Source organism: Amycolatopsis sp. NPDC059021 (assembly GCF_042739895.1).
GTDB lineage: Bacteria > Actinomycetota > Actinomycetes > Mycobacteriales > Pseudonocardiaceae > Amycolatopsis.
The window spans coordinates 62,265-82,841 of sequence record NZ_JBHYIQ010000026.1 but is presented as its reverse complement, the minus strand read 5'-3'; the positions used below and the strand labels follow the sequence as shown (position 1 = coordinate 82,841).

18 protein-coding genes and 1 tRNA gene are annotated in these 20,577 nt (G+C 69.9%); 12 read left to right on the top strand and 7 right to left on the bottom strand.

The window, feature by feature from the left end:
• Positions 1–48: 48 nt before the first annotated feature.
• Positions 49–987 (bottom strand): neutral zinc metallopeptidase, encoded by a 939-nt coding sequence (locus ACFWX1_RS17920; protein WP_378388552.1) that lies wholly within the window; start codon positions 985–987, stop codon positions 49–51.
• Between the two features lie 570 nt (positions 988–1,557).
• On the opposite strand from ACFWX1_RS17920, the gene ACFWX1_RS17915 reads away from it, so the two are divergent.
• From ACFWX1_RS17915 to ACFWX1_RS17905, 3 genes are all read left to right on the top strand, one after another.
• Positions 1,558–2,055: a MarR family winged helix-turn-helix transcriptional regulator gene (locus tag ACFWX1_RS17915; protein WP_378388550.1), complete on the top strand. Its 498-nt coding sequence runs from the start codon at positions 1,558–1,560 to the stop codon at positions 2,053–2,055.
• Positions 2,056–2,143: transfer RNA gene (locus ACFWX1_RS17910), tRNA-Ser, on the top strand.
• Positions 2,144–2,540: 397 nt separating this feature from the next.
• Positions 2,541–3,395, top strand: coding sequence for a hypothetical protein (locus ACFWX1_RS17905; protein WP_378388548.1), 855 nt, complete (start codon positions 2,541–2,543; stop codon positions 3,393–3,395).
• A 3-nt stretch (positions 3,396–3,398) separates the two neighbouring features.
• Here ACFWX1_RS17905 and ACFWX1_RS17900 read toward each other — a convergent pair whose 3' ends face one another.
• Complete coding sequence (locus ACFWX1_RS17900; RefSeq protein WP_378388546.1) at positions 3,399–3,680, bottom strand: DUF2277 domain-containing protein; 282 nt, start codon at positions 3,678–3,680, stop codon at positions 3,399–3,401.
• A gap of 114 nt (positions 3,681–3,794) precedes the next feature.
• On the opposite strand from ACFWX1_RS17900, the gene ACFWX1_RS17895 reads away from it, so the two are divergent.
• A complete protein-coding gene (locus tag ACFWX1_RS17895) occupies positions 3,795–4,745 on the top strand; it encodes an Ldh family oxidoreductase (protein ID WP_378388544.1) in 951 nt (316 codons plus the stop codon).
• Here ACFWX1_RS17895 and ACFWX1_RS17890 read toward each other — a convergent pair.
• The gene (locus tag ACFWX1_RS17890; RefSeq protein ID WP_378388542.1) at positions 4,742–5,542 is read right to left on the bottom strand and encodes a trypsin-like serine peptidase; all 801 of its coding nucleotides are present in this window, start codon (positions 5,540–5,542) and stop codon (positions 4,742–4,744) included. The genes ACFWX1_RS17895 and ACFWX1_RS17890 overlap by 4 nt on opposite strands.
• 165 nt (positions 5,543–5,707) lie before the next feature.
• Between ACFWX1_RS17890 and ACFWX1_RS17885 the strand changes: the two genes are divergently transcribed.
• The gene (locus ACFWX1_RS17885) at positions 5,708–6,532 is read left to right on the top strand and encodes an SDR family NAD(P)-dependent oxidoreductase (protein WP_378388540.1); all 825 of its coding nucleotides are present in this window, start codon (positions 5,708–5,710) and stop codon (positions 6,530–6,532) included.
• A gap of 203 nt (positions 6,533–6,735) precedes the next feature.
• Positions 6,736–7,359: a hypothetical protein gene (locus tag ACFWX1_RS17880; RefSeq protein WP_378388538.1), complete on the top strand. Its 624-nt coding sequence runs from the start codon at positions 6,736–6,738 to the stop codon at positions 7,357–7,359.
• 1 nt (position 7,360) lies between these two features.
• Here ACFWX1_RS17880 and ACFWX1_RS17875 read toward each other — a convergent pair whose 3' ends face one another.
• Both ACFWX1_RS17875 and ACFWX1_RS17870 read right to left on the bottom strand, forming a co-directional pair.
• Complete coding sequence (locus tag ACFWX1_RS17875) at positions 7,361–8,017, bottom strand: response regulator (protein ID WP_378388536.1); 657 nt, start codon at positions 8,015–8,017, stop codon at positions 7,361–7,363.
• Positions 8,014–9,603 (bottom strand): ATP-binding protein, encoded by a 1,590-nt coding sequence (locus ACFWX1_RS17870; RefSeq protein WP_378388534.1) that lies wholly within the window; start codon positions 9,601–9,603, stop codon positions 8,014–8,016. The genes ACFWX1_RS17875 and ACFWX1_RS17870 overlap by 4 nt, the downstream gene beginning before the upstream one ends.
• 222 nt (positions 9,604–9,825) lie before the next feature.
• On the opposite strand from ACFWX1_RS17870, the gene ACFWX1_RS17865 reads away from it, so the two are divergent.
• The 5 genes from ACFWX1_RS17865 (at position 9,826) to ACFWX1_RS17845 (ending at position 15,424) form a co-directional block, all read left to right on the top strand.
• On the top strand, positions 9,826–10,635 hold the full coding sequence (locus tag ACFWX1_RS17865; protein ID WP_378388532.1) for an ABC transporter ATP-binding protein: 810 nt from the start codon (positions 9,826–9,828) through the stop codon (positions 10,633–10,635).
• Positions 10,625–11,512 carry an ABC transporter permease gene (locus ACFWX1_RS17860; protein ID WP_378388530.1) on the top strand — a complete coding sequence of 296 codons (888 nt, stop codon included), beginning with the start codon at positions 10,625–10,627 and terminating at the stop codon, positions 11,510–11,512. The genes ACFWX1_RS17865 and ACFWX1_RS17860 overlap by 11 nt, the downstream gene beginning before the upstream one ends.
• 1 nt (position 11,513) lies before the next feature.
• On the top strand, positions 11,514–12,569 hold the full coding sequence (locus ACFWX1_RS17855; RefSeq protein WP_378388528.1) for an ABC transporter substrate-binding protein: 1,056 nt from the start codon (positions 11,514–11,516) through the stop codon (positions 12,567–12,569).
• A 171-nt stretch (positions 12,570–12,740) separates the two neighbouring features.
• Entirely contained in the window at positions 12,741–13,997 is a 1,257-nt protein-coding gene (locus ACFWX1_RS17850; protein ID WP_378388526.1) for an MFS transporter, read from the top strand.
• Positions 13,998–14,233: 236 nt separating this feature from the next.
• Complete coding sequence (locus ACFWX1_RS17845) at positions 14,234–15,424, top strand: diguanylate cyclase (RefSeq protein ID WP_378388525.1); 1,191 nt, start codon at positions 14,234–14,236, stop codon at positions 15,422–15,424.
• Here ACFWX1_RS17845 and ACFWX1_RS17840 read toward each other — a convergent pair.
• Entirely contained in the window at positions 15,417–16,025 is a 609-nt protein-coding gene (locus tag ACFWX1_RS17840) for a hypothetical protein (protein ID WP_378388594.1), read from the bottom strand. The two genes, ACFWX1_RS17845 and ACFWX1_RS17840, sit on opposite strands and share 8 nt — an antisense overlap.
• 85 nt (positions 16,026–16,110) lie before the next feature.
• Complete coding sequence (locus tag ACFWX1_RS17835; RefSeq protein ID WP_378388523.1) at positions 16,111–18,930, bottom strand: ATP-binding protein; 2,820 nt, start codon at positions 18,928–18,930, stop codon at positions 16,111–16,113.
• 445 nt (positions 18,931–19,375) lie between these two features.
• Between ACFWX1_RS17835 and ACFWX1_RS17830 the strand changes: the two genes are divergently transcribed.
• Positions 19,376–20,476 carry a S1 family peptidase gene (locus tag ACFWX1_RS17830; protein ID WP_378388521.1) on the top strand — a complete coding sequence of 367 codons (1,101 nt, stop codon included), beginning with the start codon at positions 19,376–19,378 and terminating at the stop codon, positions 20,474–20,476.
• The last annotated feature ends 101 nt before the right edge of the window (positions 20,477–20,577 follow it).

The window sequence follows — 20,577 nt, the reverse complement described above, 5'->3', positions numbered from 1 at the left end:
CCTCAAGGGACTCTGAGTCCCTTGAGGAGGCCCCCACGGACCTTCGCGTCAGCCCAGATCGCGGGCGGAGAACGTGTCGCAGCGCGCGGGCTGCCCGGTCTGGAACCCGGTCGTGAACCACTTCTCCCGCTGCTTCGACGACCCGTGGGTGAACTTCGACCGGTCCACCTGGCCACCGCCGAGCTTGCTCTGGATGTAGTCGTCCCCGATCCGCGACGCCGTGTCCAGCGCGCGGCTGATGTCATCCTGCGTGATGTCGGAGATCAACGGCTTGCCGCTCTGCGACGGCGTCTTCGTCGCGTGGTTGGCCCACACCCCGGCGTAGCAGTCGGCCTGCAGCTCAAGCCGCACCGAGCCGGACGTCGGCCCGGTGCCGCCGCCCTTCTTCGACGCCCCCGTCAGGTTCTGCACGTGGTGGCCGTACTCGTGCGCGAGCACGTAGGCCTCGGGGAACGGACCGCCCTTCGCGCCGAAACGCGTCTGGAGCTCGTTGAAGAACGTCAGGTCGATGTAGACCTGGGAGTCGGCGGGACAGTAGAACGGCCCGGTGTCCGACGTCGCGCTGCCGCAGCCGCCGGTCCGCACCCCGCCGCTGAAGAAGTTCGTCGGCGCCTTCCGGTAAGTCTGACCGGACCGCGAGAACTCCTGCGTCCAGAAGTCCTGGATCGAGTTGATCGTCGCGACGACAGCGCAGTCGTGGTTGCGGTTCGCGTCCGCACCCGTCTTGCACTGGCTCGCCAGCTTCCCGTTGTCGATCTGCTGGCCCGACCGCACGTCGCCGAGTCCAAGCCCCCCGCCGCCACTACTGACGTGGCCGGGGCTCGCGCCACCGAACTGCGAGATCAGGAAGTAGATGACCAGCCCGACCAGGCCGACCCCGCCCCCGCCGATCGCCAGACGGCCGCCGATCCCGCCGCCACCACCGCCACTGCCCCGCAGATCCTGGACCTCGGAGGTGTCCAACTCCGCGTCGTCGTCGAATCGCACGGCACAAGAGTAGCCGTGGAGCGGCGCTTCTCCATGGCGGGCGATGGCAGGGCACGGACAAAGCGGCCCGACACGCGCCTGGGTGCGGCCACACGCTACCGGCCGCACCCAGGACTACCGAGGTTTGTTGTCACACATCTCTTCGGGCCGGTCAACCGCACCCGGGCCGGCGCACCGGCACTGCCGCCGCGGACGCCGAGACCGCGGCGAGATCCAGGCCGGAACGACGCCGAATGCGCGAGAAGAATGCCGAGCGCATGTAAGAAGCCCGCGCTCTCAAGCTGCTCACAATCACGACCGAACCGGTACAGCACCGTGCCGGCCGCGGGGACACAGCGGGCGGTCAACCGCGAGGATCACCCACCACGCAACCACCTGACCTCTCCCGGATGGAGGCCTGGTGCCGGCACGCCCCGGCGGCGTGCTCTGTACCGGACCAACCATCCGCTGTAAAGCAGAATGCGCCTTTTCCGGCCGACTCTCAACCTTTTCGTAACCCCCCTTCGGGGGATATCGGACATGCCCCACACCGGACCACCGGCCCCCTGAACAACGTTCTACCCTGCGTTGATGACCGACGACGAGCGGACAGTCCGCTGGCTGAGCGACACCGAAATGGTCGCCTGGCGCTCCTACATCGTCGCCACCCTCCGGCTGCGTCACCGCCTGCACCGCGACCTCGCCGAACGCCACGACATCTCCCTCACCGACTACGAGGTCCTGGTCTGCATCTCCCTGCAGCCCGGCAAACGCATCCGCATGACCGAACTCGCCGCCATGCTCGGCTCCACCAAGAGCCGCCTCTCACACCAGATCGGCCGCCTCGAAGCCGACGGCATCGTCCGCCGCGCCCGCGACCCCGAGGACAAACGCGGCGTCGTCACCGAACTCACCGACACCGGCGCCACCCTCCTCGAAACCGCCGCCCCCACCCACGTCGAAGGCGTCCGCGACCACCTCATCGACCAGCTCACCCCCGACGAACAAGCCGTCATCGGCGCCGCCTTCACCCGCGTCCTCGAACACCTGGACGACCTCGAGGGCAGGCGCGATACCCTGAGCCCCTAGGGAAGCGTGGCAGAGCGGCCGAATGCACTCGCCTTGAAAGCGAGCGTGGGGCAACCCACCGGGGGTTCAAATCCCTCCGCTTCCGCCATGGGGGACGTGTGTCCGCGGACTGCGCGGACCAGGTGGCGTCCGCCTCCAACCCGGGGGTCGGACCCCCGGACCCCCGCCAGGGAGGGCTTCGCCCCCCTGGACCCCCCACGGTGGTGCCGTTGGGTTTGTTTCTTGCGTTGGTGACTTGGTTGCCTGGTGTGTCGTCTTGCTGGTTCTTGCTTCTTGCTTCTTGCGTTGGGGTCTAGGTCAGTACCAGTGCTGCTAGGGCTCCTGCCAGGAAGAGGTAGAGGGCGGTCTTGGCGGCGGATTTGCTGGTAAGAATGAGCTTCATGTCTTGAGTTGTACGGGGGCCTGGGGTGTGTGGCCAGGGCCGGTGCGGACGGTCGGGGCGGGACCTCCCGGGGCGGAGGTAGCGCGGGCGGGAGGCGTGGACGGTGACGCGGGAGCGCGAGGGCGGCGAGCGGGTCGACGACCTCAGTGACGTGGTGCGGAACGTGCATCGGCGGACCGAGGCGGTTCGTAGCCGGCTGGCGAATCATCCGCTGACGCGGGCGTATCTCGAGGCCGGGGTCCGGCTGCTTGACCGGGAGTTCTTCGCGGCCGAGGCGCCAGCGGAGGGATTCACCCGGCCGCTGTCGACGTTGACCCGCGAGAACGTCATCGCCGAGGTCGCCAACGGACCCGCCGAGCTACCCCGCCACGGCACCCTCGGCTCGTTCCGCGACCGGTGGGCCTACTTCCCTGACTACCTCTCCGACCTCGTCCGCTACACCCTGCGCATCCAGCGCTGGTCCCCGCACCACCTCTCCGACCAGGCCACCCCCGCGCTGTCCGACGGGGACTTCGTCGCCGCGGTCGAGGAAATCGCCTACCGCGACATGGCCACCATCGCCGGCGGTGCCGCCACCGCGCTGCGCTTCCGGTTCCTGCTCACCGCGCTCACCGGCCAGGACGAACAGCTCCGCGAGGCCATGACCTCGGTGTACCGCGACATCACGACACGCTGGGCCGCCATGTGCGAGTCCGTGCTCACCGCGCGCGGGCTCCGGCTCCGGCCCGGCGTCACCTTCGAGGACCTCACGGTCCTGCTCACCGCGCTGGCCGAGGGGCTCGCGCTGCGCGTTTCCGCGGACCCCGAGGCGCGGATCCTCGACCACGACAACCGGCAGTCGGTGCTCGGCGTCGCCGCGATGGCGTTGTTCGCCGGCTGCGTCGACTCCGGCGACGGCCGCCCGCTCACCGACGTCGTCGCCGCGCTGGCCGAGCGCGAAGACCGCCCGGCACCGTGAAGCTCAGGCCTTCTTGAGCTCCCTCGCCGCGATGCGCGCGCGGACCTCGGGACGGCGCAGCGGCGGCACCGTCGCCGGCGGCTGACGGCGTTCGGGCAGGTGCTCCAAAAGGTGAGCGGTGATCTCGGCGATCTGGGCGACGGCGGCTTCGAACGGCTCGCGGGTCGCGTCCGAGAGCGACTGCACGCCACTCACCTTGCGGACGTACTGCCGCGCCGCCGCCTCGATCTCCTCGGTCGTGGCCGCCGGCTGCAAACCACGCAAAGTGGTGATGTTTCGGCACATATCGAACAGGGTACGTGTCCGACGTCGTGGTTTCCGCCCTTCGGATCACACAGACGGGTTGTGGCCTGCGGACCTCGTTGACGTCGTGACGCGCGGTTAGGCACTCTCGGAGAAGTGCCTCTCAGACCGCGTTCCCTCCGCCTGAATCGCTCCGCTCCCGCGTCGGAAACCCCGGACACCCCGATCCCGGAACAGGCCTGGCACCGCGTACCGGCCGACGAACTGCTCACCCTGGTCGCCCACGTCTTCACCGCCCACGACTTCCCCGAACCTCGCGCCCGCATGGCCGCCGAAGCGCTGTGCCACGGCGATCTCACCGGCACCCCCGAACATGGCGTCGCGGACCTCATGCGGGTCCACCTTCCCTTGCTGGACAACGGATTCATCCGTCCGCGTGCCGAACCGCTGATGATCGCCGACCGCGGCGCGGCGGCGCTGATCGACTACCGCCGCGCCCCGGGTCTGTGGGCCGTCGGCGATGCCATGGATCGCGCGGTCACGCGGGCCGGACGCTTCGGCGTCGGGCTCGTTTCGCTGCGCGGCATCGGGCCGTTCGGCCGGGCGGGCCACCACTCGGCGCGGGCGCTGCCGCACGCGATGATCGGGCTCGTCCTCGCCGCGGGCACCGATCCAGGACTGCCGGTCAACCCGCTGGGCATGGCCGCCCCGGCCGGGGCGTACCCCGAGTTCGTGTTCGACATGGACACCCCGACGCCGACCACCGGCGGCGATCCGGCGATGGCCGGGTTCGCGTTGCTCGTCGAGGTCCTCGCGGGCGTGCTGTCCGGCGTCGCCGACCACGACCACGACACCGGGCTGCTGGTCCTCGCGATCGCCCCGACGACGCTGCGTAGCGCGGACGGTTTCTACCGCGCCGCCAGCGCGCTCTTCGGCAGCCTGCTCGGCTGGGAGGGCGGCGCGCCGATCCGCTATCCGGGCTGGCGCGAGGCGCAGTACCTCGAACAGTGCCGGGCGCTCGGGGTGCCGTTGAGCGCACCGGTCCGCCGGGATCTCGACAAGCTCGCCACGTCGCTCGGGCTGCCGCCGCTGACCAGCGTCGGCTAGGAACGCGACGCCGTCTGGCGGTACAGCGCCGCGACGTCGGTGTCGAAGTAGCTGCTGTAGGACGTGTCGGGGTCGTCGCCGCCGTACTGGAAGCCGCCGATCACGCCGATCACCGTGCCCAGCCGGGTCTTCGGGTCCTGCTGGGTGACCCACGGGCCGCCGCTGGTCCCGTTCGGGAAGCCGACGCAGTCGACCCGCAGCTGGTAGGTGTCCTGCTGGCTCGTGGTGTTCTGGCAGACGGCCGGGACGTCCGAATCGTCCGGGTAGCCGGTCAGGGTGATCGGCTGGACGAAGGCGCCGCTGGTGGCCAGCTTGTTCGCGCCCGCCACGCTCTCCAGCGTCTTCGGATTGCCCCGCTGGTGCGCGGTCGCGAAGCCGACGTCGAGGTCCGGATCGGACGAGCTCGCCCAGCCCGGCGCGACCAGCTCGTTGCTCACGTCCCAGAACCCGAACGGCGCGATGCCGTTGTGGAAGCCGGGGGCGAAGGTGATGCCGGAGATGTAGTCGCCGCCCTCGCCGTTGTGGATGCAGTGCGCGGCGGTGACCAGGACGTCGCCAGGGTCGCTGTGGACGACGCTCGCGGTGCAGTAGTGCGAGCCGTCGACGAAGAGCGCGCCGACCGCGGTGCTGGACACCGGCGGCAGCTGCGGTTTCGCGCCCCCGGCCTGCGCGGCGGCCACGGCGGAGCCGTCGTCGGCGATCGGGTTCTGGGGGGCGGAGGTCACGATGACCGTGGCCACCACGGCGCCCAGTGCCAGCACCACGACGAGAGCGAGCAGCAACGCGGAACGCCGCACGTACTCCCCCTCTCCTGCTCGGCGATTACCCCCTGTGGAAACCAGGTCACCATATTCTGACCCGCCTCGGACAGCGAACGCGAAGAACCCACAGGAAGCTCACAGTTGACATACCACTAGTATCTGTAACCACGGAGTAACACCTTTGACGCACGGGAGTTGGCGATGAAGCGGTTCACGGGCAAGGTCGCGGTGATCACCGGCGCGGGTTCGGGTATCGGGAGGGCGCTCGCGCTGGAGTTGTCCCGCCGCGGTGCCCGGCTCGCACTGTCCGATGTGGACGCCGACAGGGCGGAGGCGACCGCGAAGCAGGCGGGCGCCGCCGCGCGGTCCTACCGGCTCGACGTCTCCGACCGCGCCGCGGTGCTCGCGCACGCCGAGGAGGTCGCCGGTGACTTCGGCGAGGTCAACCTCGTGGTGAACAACGCGGGAGTGGCGCTCGGCGCGACCGTGGAGGAGATGTCCTGGGAGGACTACGACTGGCTGATGGGCATCAACCTCGGCGGCGTGGTCAACGGGACCAAGGCGTTCCTGCCGCATGTGATCGCCTCCGGCGACGGGCACATCGTGAACATCTCCAGCGTCTTCGGCTTCATCGGCGTGCCGACGCAGAGCGCGTACAACGCCGCGAAGTTCGCCGTGCGCGGATTCACCGAATCGCTGCGCCAGGAAATGCTCATCGCCGGGCACCCGGTGGGGGTCAGCTGTGTGCATCCCGGCGGGATCAAGACGAACATCGTCCGCGATTCCCGGAATGCCGGCGGTGAAGATCCCGAGCAGGCCGCGGCGGGATTCGAGAAGATCGCGCGGACGTCGCCGGAGAAGGCGGCGCTCACCATCGTCCGCGGGATCGAACGCCGTTCCGCGCGGATTCTCATCGGACCGGACGCCTATGTCCTGGACGCGATCCCGCGGGTGCTCGGCGCGGCCTACCAGCGGCCCGCGGCGATGTTGGCGCGGTTGGGACTCAAGCAGATGGGTGGTCATTGACACGCGGTACACCACACCCGGGGAATAGGTAACGGCAGTGGTCCCCACATGGTCGGGTAGGTAGCCAAGAACGGGACACGGGGTCATGATGGACGGCCACGGCGTCACACGATGGAGTTACGTTTCCGGCGTTTTCGGCGGAAAGGCACCAGAATGCTGACGTCCGCGCCGAGCATTGCCGTGTTTCTCCCGGAGGTCCCCCGATGTCGCGTACCGCGCAGCGCAGTGCGGCCCGCCCCGCGCCCGCCGACGCCGCGGAACTGATCGACCGGACCGGGATCATCGCGGCCAGCCTGCCCAAGCGCAGGCGCAGCCCCGAGAGCGAACCGGAGCCCGCGCCGATCTACACGCGCCAGCCGGTCTGCGATCAGGATCTGCGCCCGAAGTCGGTGGTGATCCGGCGGCGGCGCTCGCGGTTGTGGCTGGGCGGCGCGGCCGCGTTCACACTGCTCGCCATCGGCTGGCTCGGCGGCGGGATGCTCGGCGGCCTGTCCTCGTCGGAGGACGCCGCGTCGCTCGACCCGCGTCCCGCCGTCGCCACCCAGCCCGCACCGGCACCGGCGCCGCCCGCCGTGCCGGTCGTCCAGCCGGAGCCGCGGGTCGAGCACGCGCCGCCGGTCACCGTCTACGTCCCCGTCCCGGCACCGGCGCCCCGGCAGGTCCCGGTCGCGAGGCTGCAGCCGCGTCCCGCGCCGCTCCGGTCCGAGCAGCCGCGTGCCGAGGTGCCGCCATCGACGAGCAGCCCCAAGCCGAAGGCCAACCCGGTCCAGGAGTTCGTGAAGCCGTTCATGGACGGCATGGACAAGATGATGTTCGGCCAGCGCTGAGCTACTCCGTCCAGCGGTACTCGTGTTCCGGGCGGCCCGTCGCGCCGTACCGCAGCCGCATCCGGACCGCGCCGGACTCCGCGAGCGCGGTGAGATAGCGCTGCGCGGTCGCTCGCGCCATGCCCAGCTCCCCGGCCACCTCCGCCGCGGACAGCGGGCCATCCGCCTTCCGCAGCAGGTCGGACACCAGTCGTGACGTCGCCGTCGACTGGCCCTTCGGCGCCGCCGTCCGGTCTTGTTCGTGCAGGACGCGGAATGCGCGGTCGACGTCGTCCTGGCCGAGCGCGCGGTCCTCGGCGAGCAGGCCGCGGTAGCGCGCGTAGCTGGTCAGCCGGTCCGCGAGCTGGCGCGTGGTGAACGGCTTGATCAGGTAGTTCAGCGCGCCGGCCCGGATCGCCGTTCGGATCGAGGCCGCGTCCGTCGCGGCGGACAGCACGATGGTGTCGGCCTGGAGCTCCGGCAGCACGGACAGGCCCGATTCGTCCGGCAGGTAGACGTCGAGCAGGACGAGGTCGGGCGACAGCTCGCGCACGCGGGCGCGGGCCTCCGCCGCGGTGTGCGCGGTGCCGACCACGGCGAACCCCGCCACCTCCTCGACGAAACCCGCGTGCACCCCGGCGACCCGGAAATCGTCGTCGACGATGAGCGTGCGGATCATGCGTGTCCCTCCCGCAGGATGTTCGGCAGTTTCGCGACGAACAGCGCGCCGCCCTCGGCGTTCCCGGCGCCGGCCAGCCAGACGTCCCCGCCGCGGGCGCGCGCCGCCTGCCGGGTCAGTGCCAGGCCCAGCCCGTGGCCCGGTGCGATCTTGGTGCTGACGCCCTCGTCGAAAACCGTGTCGCGGAGCTCTTCAGGTACGCCGGCTCCACTGTCCACAACGGACACATGCAGCGTGGTGCCCTCGGCGAGCAGGCCGACTTCGACGGTTGCCGGGCGCCGCGGGCCCATCCGCGCGGCGTGCAGGGCGTTGTCGACGAGGTTGCCGATGACGGTGTTCGCCGCGATCGGATCGGTCACCGTGCCCGGCACCCACGAGTCGTCGGACAGCGTGAGCGTCATGCCCTTTTCCTGCGCCTGCTCGGTTTTTGCCAGCAGCAGCGCTTGCAGGTACGGGTCGGCGACGGCGTCGCTCACCTCGCTCGGCCGCGCCGACGTCGTCTCGGTCAGCGTCTGGAGGTAGTCGACGGCCTCGGCGTGGTGCCCGAGCTGCAACAGGCCGGACAGTGTGTGCAGCCGGTTCGCGTACTCGTGACGTTGCGCGCGCAGGCCGTCGGACAGCGCCCGGATGCCGTCGAGCTCGCGGGTCAGGGTGTCGAGGTCGGTGCGATCGCGGAAGGTCAGCACCGTGCCGATGTCGCGGTCGTCGCGGCGCACCGCGCGAGAGTTGATCACCAGCACGCGATTACCCGCCACGGCAAGGAGATTGTCCACCGGGCGTCCTTCGTGGACGGCCTTGTGCACGCGCGGGGAAAGCTCCAGTTCGGACAGTCGCGCGCCGACCGGGAGTTCGGTGCCCAGCAGGCGTTCGGCCTCGTCGTTGCGCACGGTGACCTTGTTGTCCGCGTCGACGGCGAGCATGCCTTCGCCGATCCCGTGCAGCACGGCCTCGCGCTCGTAGAGCAGTTCGGTGAGTTCGTGCGGCTCCAGGCCGTGGGTCAGCCGCCGCAGCCGCCGGTTGAGCAGCGCGGACGCCCCGGCGCCGAGCAGCAGCGCGCCGCCGGCGAAGCCCAGGATGCTCAGGAGCAGCTTGTCGAAGTCGCCGGTCAGGTCCTCGATCTCGAAGCCGACGCTGACTTCGCCGACGACACGATCTCCTTGCCAGATAGGGGTTTTACTTCGTACGGACAATCCGAGCCTGCCGTTCTCCACGGCGGAGACGACGTTGTTGCCCGCCAGTGCTTCGTCGGCGGGTGTGCTGACCGGTTTGCCGACCTCGGCCGGAAGGGGATGCGCGATCCGGATGCCCTTGTCGTCGGTGACCACCACGAACAGGGGCGAGTCCTTGATCGCGGGATCGGTGTAGCTCCGGACCCACTGTTCGAGGTTCTCGTTGGGCTTCCGCGCGGCGGCGGCCGCGACGACCTGGGGATCGGTGGCGAACGAGCGGGCGATGGCGAGCGCGCGCTGGCCGTACTGCTCGGTGAGGGTGCCCCGCAGCATCACGCCCACGAGCGCGACGCCGAGGCCGACGACCAGCACGACCACACCGATCTGCAGCAGCAGGATCTGGCGGCTGAACCGCATCCTCGGAAATCTGGCCCGCGTTGGCATGGCTGGGACGATACGCCCAGGTCAGCGCCATGAGCAAAATGAGCAAAACGCGGAGAACGCGCGAAGCGCACGCAGAACGTCGACAAGCTTCACCTCGCCGATGAGCCGACTTAACGTCCCCGTGACCGGCAGCACTGTGACCCCAGCAACGCACCGGTCGCCGCCAGCACCACCGTGACGAAGGAGTCACCCCCGATGACGTCCCCACCACTCATCGAACTCACCGGAGCCACCAAAAGGTTCCCGAGCGGATCCGGTTCGGTCCACACCGCCGTCCGCGACCTCACCATGACCGTCCGGCCGGGCGAGTTCGTCGCCGTCGTCGGCCCGACGGGTTGTGGCAAGTCGACCACGCTGTCGCTCGTCTCCGGCCTCCAACCGCCGTCGGCGGGGCGGGTGCGCGTCAACGGCGAGGACGTCAAGTCCATTCCGGACGGTGTCGGCTACATGTTCCAGACCGACGCGGTGATGCCGTGGCGTTCGGTGCTGGACAACGTCGCCTCCGGGCCGCGGTTCCGCGGAGTGTCCAAAGCGGACGCTCGCGCGCTGGCGACGGACTGGATCGCGCGCGTCGGGCTCGCCGGGTTCGAGAAGTACTACCCGCACCAGCTTTCCGGTGGGATGCGCAAGCGGGTCGCGCTGGCGCAGACACTGGTCACCCAGCCCAAGATCCTGCTGATGGACGAGCCGTTCTCCGCGCTCGACGTGCAGACCCGCGCGCTCATGCAGGACGAGCTGCTGCGCCTATGGTCCGGGAGTGGTGCCGCGGTGATCTTCGTGACGCACGACCTCGACGAGGCGATCGCCTTGGCGGACAAGGTGGTCGTGATGACCGCGAGCCCCGCCACGGTGAAGGACACCTTCGACATCCCGCTGGAACGGCCGCGCAAGGTCGAGGAACTCCGGATCACGGAGGAATTCCGTGTGCTGTACTCGAATATCTGGGAATCGCTTCGCGGCGAGGTCGACAAGGCCCGCGAGAAGGGAGCGAACCGTGTCGCTTGAGACCTCGGCGGCCACGTCCGCCCCCTTGCCGGTCCTGGAAACCGAGCAGGACATCCTCGCGCGGGCCAAGAAGGCCAGTGGCCGGCGCAAGCGCAACATCTGGGCGCTGCGCGCGGTGATCGTCGTGGTGCTGCTCGGCGCGTGGGAACTGGCCGCGACGTACTGGATCGACCCGTTCTTCTACTCGAAGCCGTCGCTGATCTGGCACCGGCTGGTCGAATGGATCGGCAAGGGCACCGATTTCGGGTCCATCTGGTACCAGATCCTGGTGACCGTCGAAGAGGCGGTGATCGGCTTCGTGCTCGGCGCCATCGCGGGCGTCGTGGTCGGCGTGATCCTCGGCCGCAGCGCCTATCTCGCCGAGGTGCTCGCGCCGTTCATCAAGGCCGCCAACGCTTTGCCGCGGATCGTGCTCGCCGCGTTGTTCGTGATCTGGTTCGGCCTCGGACTGTCCTCGAAGGTCGCGACGGTGTTCGTGCTCGTGTTCTTCGCGGTGTTCTTCAACGCCTTCACCGGCGCCCGCGAGGTCGACCGCAACCTGATCGACAACGCGCGCATCCTCGGCGCCACCCGTGGCCAGGTGCTCAAGTCGATCGTGCTGCCCAGCGCGACGTCGTGGATCCTGTCCTCGCTGCATGTCGCGTTCGGTTTCGCGCTGATCGGCGCGGTCGTCGGCGAGTACACCGGCGCCAAGGCGGGGATGGGCTTCCTGATCGCCAACGCGCAGGGAACGTTCGACACCGCGGGCGTCTACGCGGGCATGCTGATCATCACCGTCGTCGCGTTGCTGGCCGAATGGGGCATCAGTACCCTCGAAGGCCGTCTGCTCCGCTGGCGCCCGGCTATGTCGACCGATCAAGGCCGCGGGGACATCTGACATGCGTCTCAAAAGGACAGTCGGAATCGTGCTCGCGGCCGCCGTCGCGATGGCCGGGCTCACCGCCTGCCGTGACTCGCGCGTCATCGATCTCGGGAACTCGGGCAAACCGCACGTCAAGCTCATGGTCGGCGGCCTGTCGAAGGTGATCTACCTGCCGGGGCAGCTGGCCCAGCAGATCGGCGCGTACCAGAAGCAGGGGCTCGACGTCGAGCTGTTCGATCAGCCGTCCGGGGCCAACGCCGAGACGTCGTTGCTGGCGGGCGAGGTGCAGGCGGTGATCGGGTTCTACGACCACACCATCGACCTGCAGGCGAAAGAACAGTGCATCACGAGCGTGGTGCAGTTCGCGAACGTGCCGGGTGAGGCGGAAATGGTCGCCACGAACAAGGCGGACCAGGTCCGGAGCGGGGCCGATTTCAAGGGCCGGAATCTCGGCGTCACGTCGCTTGGTTCGTCGACGGACTTCCTGACCAAGGCGCTGGCCGCCCGCGGCGGGGTGAGTTCGAAGCAGTACACGCCGGTGAAGGTCGGGGCCGGGCAGACGTTCATTTCGGCGCTGCAGCAGGGTTCCATCGACGCCGGCATGACGACCGACCCGACCATCGCGCAGCTGACGAACACCGGGCAGGCCAAGGTGCTCTACGACATGCGCAACGAGGAAGGCACCCGCGCGGCGCTCGGCGGCCTGTATCCGGCGAGCTCGCTGTACATGAGTTGCGAGATCGTGAAACGGTATCCGGATATCGTGCAGAAATTGGCGAACGCGTTCGTCGAAACGCTTTCGTGGATTTCCTCGCACACTCCGGAACAGATCGCCGACATCATGCCGAAGTCGTTCGCGGGCGGCGACAAACCGCTCTACGTGAAGTCGCTCAAGGACAGCATCGGGATGTTCACCAAGGACGGCCGGATGGATCCCGACGGCGCGAAGAACGTGCTCAAGGTGCTCGGCGAATCGTCCAGCAATGTGAAGCCGCACAAGGACCGGATCGACCTGTCGCAGACCTACACGACCCGGTTCGTCGACACGGCACACGCCCAGGTGGCGCGGTAATGACCTGCTCATCCGTCCGGGCGGCGGGTGAGCGCGGTTCCGTGGAGGATCCCTTCCGAGTCCCCCCGCCGGGAAGGGGTCCTCCACGGGCTTTTCGGGCAGTCTCGCGTTCGCCGGACGGGTCCGTCCGGCCGCTGACAGAACGGAGCCGGATGGCTACCGTGGAGCGACATGGGGCAACGGGGGACGGGGATCGAATTCCGGCAGGCACTCGCGGTGGGGGAATTCCGCGCACTGTGGGCGGCCGAGGCGTTTTCGCAGGCAGGAGACCAGCTGGCCAGGGTCGCGCTGTCGCTGCTGGTCTGGGAAAGGACGTCGTCGGCGGGGCTCACCGGCCTCACCTACGGCCTGACGTATTTGCCGACACTGCTGGGCGGCACGCTGCTGGCCGGGCTTGCCGACCGGTTCCCGCGCCGCGCGGTGATGATCGTCTGCGATCTACTGCGGGCGGCGGTCGCCGCGCTGATGGCGATCCCGGGCACTCCGCTGCCGGTGCTGTGCGCGCTGCTGGTGGTGCTGACCGTGGCGGGCGGCCCGTTCCGCGCGGCGCAACTCGCGCTGCTGCCGGACGTGCTGGAGGGCGAGCGGTACGTCGCCGGGCTGGCGGTCCGGAACATCACGATCCAGACCGCGCAACTGGCCGGATTCGCCGGTGGCGGGCTGATCGTGGGAATCATCAACCCGTACTGGGGACTGTTCGCCGACGCCGTCACGTTCGTGGTTTCCGCGGTGCTGGTGTCGTCCGGAGTGCGGCACCGGCCCGCGGCGGACACCGCCGAATCGTCGGCGAAAACCCGGCTGCGCCGTGCTTTCAGCCCGGACGGGGCCCGGATTCTCGTGCGAGATCAGGGAATTCGCGTGCTCTTCGCGCTCAAGATGCTGGCGGGTCTCGCGGTCGCGCCGGAGGGCGTGGCGGCGCCGTTCGCCGCCGAACTCGGGGCGGGTTCGTTCGCGGTCGGGCTGCTGCTGGCGAGTGATCCGGTCGGTTCCGTGGTGGGCGCGTGGGTCTTCACGCGCTGGGTGCCCGCGCCGCGCAAGACGTCGTCGATCGGGTTGCTGGCCGTCGCTTCGCTGGTGCCGCTGGTGTTCCTCGTGCTGCGCCCGCCGCTGCCGGTGAGTCTCGCGCTCGTCGCGCTGAGCGGGGCCTGTTCGGCGCCCTACCACATGCAGGCCGTCGCGCTGACCGCCCGCACGGTGCCGGACCGGGTTCGCGCGCAGGTCATGGGCCTGATGTCGACGAGCCTGGTGACGGTGCAGGGGGCCGGGATCATGCTGGCCGGGCTGGTCGCCCAGCTGACCGCGCCCGCCGTCACCCTGGGGCTGGCGGGCGCGGCCGGTGTCCTGCTGGCCGTGCCGCTCGCGGTCGCGTGGCAACGCGTCACCACGGCGCGGCCCGACGTCTGGTTCCCGCCCGAACGAACGGGCTGATGGTCGCTGGCTCAGTCCTCCCGGCTGTACATGGTGTCTCCCCTCCACTGCTCCATTCGAGTGTTCGCTCTTGCCGCCGGGCCACTCACCGTGCGACCGGGGATACCCTGAGTCGTGAGCGGAAGGGGGCCGGTCATATGAATCTGGGGGATTCATTACCAGCCGGAGTACCCAGCGCAGGGATGGTAGCTCGTTCCACGCGCTGGTCAAACCGGTCCGGATCACGCATGATCTGGATGACTTTTCTTGGGGTGGAAGGAATAGCGCTCGCGCTGACGGCGTGGACGCTGACCCGTTCGGACTATCGGATCGCGGATTTCGGCTACTTCGCGGCACTGCTGGCGCTGGCGGTGGTGCAGGCGGAGCTGTCGAGGACCGTGGAGCGCATCCGGCGCACGATCGCCGACGCCCCGCACATCAACATGACCTCGGTGTGGACGTTCGGCGGCGCGCTGGTGCTGCCCGCGGGGCTCGCCGCGCTGCTGGCGGTGCTCGTCTACGGGCACCTGTGGCTGCGGTTGTGGCGCGACATGCCGAACCGGCCGACGTACCGGGTGGTCTACTGCGCGGCCGCGGTGGTGCTTTCGGCGCTGGCGGCGGGAGAACTCGTCGGTGACCGGCTCGAGACCGGGATGGGCGGATCGGTGCTCGTCGTCGGCGCGGCGCTGGTGTACACCGTGACCAACGCCGGGATCATCGCGATCTCGGTGTACCTGCACACCGGCGGCCGCTCGCCGCGGTCGTTGTTCGGTGGTGTCGAGGACAATCTGCTGGAGTTCGCCACACTGGTGCTCGGCGGGATGACGGCGCTGGGACTGCTGTACGAGCCGATCCTGGTGCCGTTCGTGCTGCTGCCCGTCCTGGTGCTGCATCGCAGCGTCCTGGTGCGCCAACTGGAGGTCGCGGCGAGCACCGACACCAAGACGGGGGTGCTCAACGCGCGGGCGTGGCACGAGCTGACGCAGCGGGAGTTCGCCGAAGCCGCGGGCGCGAAGAGCACGTTCGGCGTGCTGATGCTCGACCTCGACCACTTCAAGCGGGTCAACGACACCTACGGTCATCTCGCCGGTGACATGGTGCTGAAGGCGGTCGCGACCACGATCTCCGAGCAGGTGCGCGACTACGACTCGGTCGGCCGGTTCGGCGGCGAGGAGTTCGTCGTGCTGCTGCCGGGGGCACCGGAACCGGATGTGCTCACCGTGGCGGAACGGATTCGCCACGCGGTCCAGGAACTCGTGGTCGACGTGCCGGGCGCGGAGCCGGCGCAACAGATCCGCGGGCTTTCGGCGTCGATCGGGGTGGCCATGTACCCGGCGGCGGGGCACGCCGTCGAACGGCTGCTGCATGTCGCGGATTCCGGGCTGTACCAAGCGAAGAACACCGGGCGCAACCAGGTGGTGAGCATGGCCGCGGCGGCCGCTACTTGAGGCCGCCGACAGCCCAGGCGACCACCATCAGCGCCAGCATGAGCGAGATCGCCGCCTGCAGCATCATCGTCATCTTCGCCCAGATCCGCAGCGGCATGACGTCGGTGGGGCTGAAGGCGGCGGCGTTCGTGAACGACATGTACAGATAGTCGAGGTAGCGCGGTTCCCAGCTCCTGGCCGCGCGGCTCGGCAGGTCCATCTGCGGGAACAGCAGGTCGGCGTGCTGCGCGGTGCCGAGAGCGCGGCGCCCCGGCCCGCCGCGGTCGAATTCCCAGTACCACAAGGAGAACACCACGATATTGGTCCAGTACACGATGCCACCGGTGATCAGCACCTGCGCCGGATGACCGCCCACGGTCCCGGTGCCGATCCCGATCACCAGCCGGACGGCCGAAGCGCCGTTGGCGACGGACACCAGCGCGACCATGACCAGTGAGAGGCCGCGTTCGAGGCGGCTGAAGTCGTCCACCCGGCGCGGGTTGACCAGCAGCAGTGCGATCACCAGCAGCGTGGACACCGCGGGCAGCAGCCACCACGGCCGCAGCACCATTTCGCCCGGCAACGCCAGCTGCAACGCGAGGGTCGCGAGCACGACGATCATCGCTGGCCAGCGGGATTCGCCGGTCGTGGCCCGTCGCCAGGCCGGGACGTCGCCGGTCTCCGAGGCGGCTGCTGAGTTCACCGCGTCACGGTAGGGCGTCCGCCGCGGTGCCGCCAGTGGCCGTCAGCCGGCGGGCCACGTCGGTGCGCGACCGGGCGCCGAGCTTGCGGAGCACCTTCGCGACATGTTGTTCCACCGTGCGCGGCGAAAGGAACAAACCGTCCGCGATTTCCCGATTCGTCCTGCCCTCCGCCAGCATTCCGGCGACTTCGCGTTCGCGCGGCGACAGCTCGCGGCCGTAGCCACGCCGTCCGCGTTGCGACGGTGCCCACGCGCCGTGTTCGCGCAGCACGTGCCGGCAGCGGCCGGCGTCGCGGGTCGCGCCGAGACATTCGTACGTCGTCGCGGTAGCGGCCAGGTCGGCGACGGTGTCACGGTGGCCTGCCTTCAGCCGGTTCAGCGCGGCGCGTTCGCGGGCCCCGGTGGCGAGGTAGGGCATCGGCAGCCGCTCGTACGCCACCGCGGCTTCGTCGAACAACGCCGCCGCCGCGGGGTACTTGCCGCGTGCGCTGAGCAGGGTCGCGCGTCCCGCGGTCAGCGCGGCGGTGGCCACCGGCGCGTCCCGGGTGCCGATGCCGCGGGCGAACTCCTCGACCACGGTGTCCGCGTCCGGCCACCGGCCCGCCCGGGTGTAGGCCTCCGCCGCCACGGGCACCAACGCCGCGGCCCAGACCCAGACTCCCTTGTGGCGGGCCGCGTCCATCGCGTCGTCGGCGGTCCGGCACGCGGCGTCGACGTCGTCGGTGGCGAGCAGGACGGCGACCAGTGTGGCGGCCGCGGTCAGCACGATCGGGATCCGGCCCTGGCTGGGCTCGTGCACTTTGGTCGCCGCGAGATGCTGGCGCGCGGTGACGAATTCACCGCGCACGGCGGCCAGGTTGCCGAGCACGAGGGCGGTCTCGGCGACGACCGGCGCGAGTTCGGCGTTGCCACTCAGGAGTTTTTCCGCCTTTTCGGCGAGCCCGGACCAGCGGCCGAGCAGCCAGTCCAGCCGGAGCCGGATGCCGTGTGTCTCGGCGTTCTGCCCGGCGGGCAGCCGTTCCGCGCGCTGGAGATGCCCGGCCCAGACCATGGCGTCGGTGAGGTCGCCTCGGAGGTGGTCCGCGTCGGACGCCGGGAGCCGCCGGAATTCCGGCCACGCGGCGGGGTCGCCGAGGCAGGCCGCCGCGGCGATCCGTGCGGCGGTGAGTTCGCGGAGCAGTTCGGGCTCGCTCGCTCCGGCGGCGAGTTCCTCCGCCCGCCGTCGCCATTCTTCGTGCCAGGACAGCGGGGTCAGCCCGTCGTGCGGCCGGGCGAGCAGGAGGGCGGCGTGGGCGGCGAGCTCCGGCCTGCCACCGAGTTCGGCGACCGCGCGTTCCAGCTCGGTGCGCCCACGGCACAGGCCGCCGGTGGTTCGGACGAGCGACGCGCCGAGGCTCAGCCGGACGACGCCGCGAACGTCGGTGTCGAGCGGTCTTCGGAGGACACGGTCCAAGGTGGTGATGGCGCCGGGATGGAAGCCCCGGCGGGTGACTTCGCTCAGCTTGGTGGCGGTCCGCGCGAGTTCGGAAACGCTTTCACCCGGGTCGGCCAGCACGTCGCGCAGCAGCTCGACCGCCGCCACCGGTTCGCCGTGTGCGATGGCCTCGCCCGCGGCCGCCTCGGCGTATCTTCGCCAGCGGCCGACGTCGCCTGCCGCTCGCGCGTGCTGTGCGAGCAGCCTGAGCGGCGGTGCGGGCCGGGTAGCGAGCAGCCGTACGGACTCCGCGTGCAGGATCGTCCTTTCCGGACTGTCCACAGTGTCCCGTACCGCCTTGCGTGCCAGCGGGTGCCGGAACCCGTAACGTCCTTCGCCGAGATCGGCGAGGAGGTCACCGGTCAGTGCGGCGAGCAGCGCCGGGCGGAGCCCTTCCCCGGTGAGTCCGGCCAGTTCGCCCAGCAGCGGGGCCTCGGCCTCGATGCCGAGCACCGCGGCGGCGCGGACCAGGCGGGCCGCCGGGCCGGGCAAGGCGGCCAGCCGTTCGGTGATCGTCTCGCGCAACGCGGCGGGCACCTCGAGGCTGTCCAGCACGAGCTCGCCGGTCGGCGGTCTGTCCTCGGTGCCGCGTAGCGCACGCAGCGTTTCCTCGACGACGAACGGGATACCGGTAGTGCAGTCACGCAGCCGCGTCGCGAATTCCTCGGTGACACCGGGGTTTTCGAGCAGTTCGGCGGCCAGCAGGCGTACCGCGCGGGTGTCGAGCGGGCCGAGGGACACCCGTGCGGTGTGGAGGGCGGGCGCGACGCGGATCGGGGCCCGCAGCGGTGACCGGTAGGCGACGACGACGGCCAGCTCGGCGGGCATCGCGGAGGCCAGGAACCGCAGCAGGTCACAGGTGTCCTCGTCGGCCCAGTGCAGGTCGTCGACGAGCAGCAGCGCGGGCCCGCAGGCGCCGAGGACCTCGCGTATCGCGCGGAACACGCGGTGCCGCTCCGCACCGGGGGAAGGAAGGGATTCCGGTTGTGGGGGAAGGATTTCCGCCAGCTCCGGCAGGAGCGGTCGCAGCACCCCGGCGACCGGGCTGAGCGGGCCGATCGCGTGATCTGCCGCGGAGCGCAGCGCTTCCAGCACAGGGCCGTACGGGAAGGGTTCGCGGAACCGCTGGCACGCCCCGGAGAGCACCCTTCCGCCGGCGAACTCCCGGTGCCGCGCCAGCTCGGCCAGCATCCGGGTACGGCCCATCCCGGGCTCGCCCTCGATCAGGACGGCGGCGGGACGATGGCGCAGGACCTCGACGACGGCGTCGAGTTCGGCCTCCCTGCCGACGAACGCGGGCGGGCCGGTGCGGACGGAGATCGAGGTCGAACGGGGGATGGCCGGCCACATGACGGCCTCCTCGGCAAGCGGCTGCGTCCGGTGTGCGGGGAGCGTAAGCAGTGCTTCACGTAGTCGTAAACAGGACGTCGTCGGCCGTGCGGATTGGTGCGCTCACACGTCTGCGCGTCCCCGGCACCGGTTGGCAGACCGCGTGCGGAGGGAAAATCACGATGCGTACGAGATGTCGGCGATTTCCCCGAATGCAGCACGGGGCAGACACGCTTGGCGGCAGGCGGGCGTTACGCGTCGTGTTGGTAAGAAACCCTACTTAAGGACTTGGCCGTCCGGGTGAAGAGCAATGGAGCGGCGGCAGGTGGAGCAACGGATTGGTCCGCGCGGGAATGCGTATACCTATCTGCGCGGAGCCCGGATTGTGCGTGCCGTCCGCCGCGCGAAGGCTCGCGTTCGGCCCACGTGGCCACTCCGGCCGCGTGCCAGTCGGCGAGGGAGAAGCATGAAGATCACGAAGTCCTTCGGTGGTGTGGCCGTCGCGGTACTGGCGACCGGCGTACTGGCGGCAACCCCGGCCGCCGCGGAACTCACTCCGTTGAATCCCGGTATGGTTCCTGCCCTGCAACGCGATCTGGGGCTGAGCGAAGGCCAGGCGCTTGCCCGGCTCGGCAACGAGGAGGCCGCCGGCCGGATCGCGCGGTCGATCGCCGGCGCGCTGGGAGATCGGCTGGGCGGCGTCAGCTATCACGCCGCGACCGGCAAGGCGCGCATCGGCGTCACCGACCCGGCGTTGCTGGACCGAGTACGCGCGGCCGGCGCGGAGGCCGAGCTGGTCCGGTTCAGTGCGCGGCAGCTGGATTCCACTGTGGACGTTTTGAACACGAACGAACGGTCCGCACCGGATGCCGTGACCGGCTGGGGCGTCGACACGGCCGCCAACCGGGTGACGCTCTCGGTGCTCCGCGGGCAGCGTCAGGTCGCCGAGGCATATGTGGCGAAATCCGGCGTCGACCGCTCGGCGGTCACGATCGCCGAGGTGGCCCAGAAGCCGACGCCGTTCTACGACGTCCGCGGCGGTGACGCGTACTACATCGGCAGTTCTTCGCGGTGCTCAGTGGGTTTCTCGGTCCGCGGCGGCTTCCTCACCGCCGGGCACTGCGCCGCGCTGACCGGCGGTGGCGCGCTGAGCGGGTACAACCACGTCGCGATGGGCCGGTTCGGGAAGTACGTGTTCCCCGGCGAGGACTACGCGTCGGCGACGGTCAACAACAACTGGACGCCGGTGGGGCAGATCAACAACGGCACGCGGGTGTCCGGGACCACGGAGGCCGCGGTCGGCGCCTCGGTGTGCAAGGCGGGCTCGACCACCGGCTGGACCTGCGGCACGATCCAGGCCAAGAACCAGACGGTGCGGTATCCGCAGGGCGCCGTGCGCGGGATGACGCAGACCAGCGCGCACGCCGAGGGCGGTGACTCCGGCGGGTCGTTCATCAGCGGCAACCAGGCGCAGGGGCTCACCTCGGGCGGCGACTCCTCGACGACCTACTTCTACCTGGTGAACAAGGCGATCTCGGCCACCGGCACGACGATCGTCCTCGGCTGATCTCCTCCCGCGGAAACAGCGAAGGGGGGGGGTGGGGTTTGTTGGAAACACACGAAAAAAAACCCCCCACAGAAGAAAAGCTCAGCTAGTAGGGGTGTGTG

Coding starts and splice junctions, on each gene's coding strand:
- ACFWX1_RS17915 (WP_378388550.1), top strand. CDS start 1,558: ATGACCGACGACGAGCGGACAGTCCGCTGGCTGAGCGACACCGAAATG.
- ACFWX1_RS17900 (WP_378388546.1), bottom strand. CDS start 3,680: ATGTGCCGAAACATCACCACTTTGCGTGGTTTGCAGCCGGCGGCCACG.
- ACFWX1_RS17885 (WP_378388540.1), top strand. CDS start 5,708: ATGAAGCGGTTCACGGGCAAGGTCGCGGTGATCACCGGCGCGGGTTCG.
- ACFWX1_RS17880 (WP_378388538.1), top strand. CDS start 6,736: ATGTCGCGTACCGCGCAGCGCAGTGCGGCCCGCCCCGCGCCCGCCGAC.
- ACFWX1_RS17875 (WP_378388536.1), bottom strand. CDS start 8,017: ATGATCCGCACGCTCATCGTCGACGACGATTTCCGGGTCGCCGGGGTG.
- ACFWX1_RS17870 (WP_378388534.1), bottom strand. CDS start 9,603: ATGCGGTTCAGCCGCCAGATCCTGCTGCTGCAGATCGGTGTGGTCGTG.
- ACFWX1_RS17865 (WP_378388532.1), top strand. CDS start 9,826: ATGACGTCCCCACCACTCATCGAACTCACCGGAGCCACCAAAAGGTTC.
- ACFWX1_RS17855 (WP_378388528.1), top strand. CDS start 11,514: ATGCGTCTCAAAAGGACAGTCGGAATCGTGCTCGCGGCCGCCGTCGCG.
- ACFWX1_RS17850 (WP_378388526.1), top strand. CDS start 12,741: ATGGGGCAACGGGGGACGGGGATCGAATTCCGGCAGGCACTCGCGGTG.
- ACFWX1_RS17845 (WP_378388525.1), top strand. CDS start 14,234: ATGACTTTTCTTGGGGTGGAAGGAATAGCGCTCGCGCTGACGGCGTGG.
- ACFWX1_RS17840 (WP_378388594.1), bottom strand. CDS start 16,025: ATGATCGTCGTGCTCGCGACCCTCGCGTTGCAGCTGGCGTTGCCGGGC.
- ACFWX1_RS17835 (WP_378388523.1), bottom strand. CDS start 18,930: ATGTGGCCGGCCATCCCCCGTTCGACCTCGATCTCCGTCCGCACCGGC.
- ACFWX1_RS17830 (WP_378388521.1), top strand. CDS start 19,376: ATGAAGATCACGAAGTCCTTCGGTGGTGTGGCCGTCGCGGTACTGGCG.